The organism is Vibrio sp. 10N.222.49.C9 (assembly GCF_041474985.1).
GTDB lineage: Bacteria > Pseudomonadota > Gammaproteobacteria > Enterobacterales > Vibrionaceae > Vibrio > Vibrio crassostreae_C.
Genome location: NZ_JBFRVD010000736.1, coordinates 1 through 482 on the forward strand (window position 1 = coordinate 1; position 482 = coordinate 482).

The 482-nt window shown below is 32.2% G+C and carries 1 protein-coding gene; it reads left to right on the forward strand.

Annotated elements, in window-relative coordinates:
• Nucleotides 1-29: 29 nt before the first annotated feature.
• A partial coding sequence (locus tag AB4585_RS25330) for an O-antigen ligase family protein (RefSeq protein WP_372171535.1) occupies nt 30-482 on the forward strand: 453 nt, incomplete at its 3' end.

A 482-nucleotide genomic window follows, 5' to 3' on the forward strand; every position in this document is an offset into this window, starting at 1 on the left:
ATATAAATAGAGACCTACTAAACAAAAAAATGTTTACATTTTTAATGATTACATTTGCTCTTGTTTTTGGTGCATTAAGTCAAACAAAGTTTATACAGGATAGGCTTGATCAAGGGATTGATAATATTCAGGATTATAGCGATAACTCCAATAAGTACACTTCTTTAGGTATACGTATAGATCTTTGGAAAAGTGCTATCGGAACTTTCAATGAGCACCCTATTTTGGGCTCTGGTACTGAAGGAAGAATAGAGTCTAGAAAGTCACAAGGAGAGTCTGGATATATTGATATTAAAACAAGCAAATTACGCTATCATGCTCACAATCAATATCTAGAGAATTTATCAGTATATGGTATCGTTGGATTCACTACACTTTTGTTGCTGTTTTTATACCCTTTGTACATTTTCACAAGAAAAGAACGTAATTCCATTATAAGTCAACTTGGTTCTATTCACATAGTTATGATGATGGGATATTGT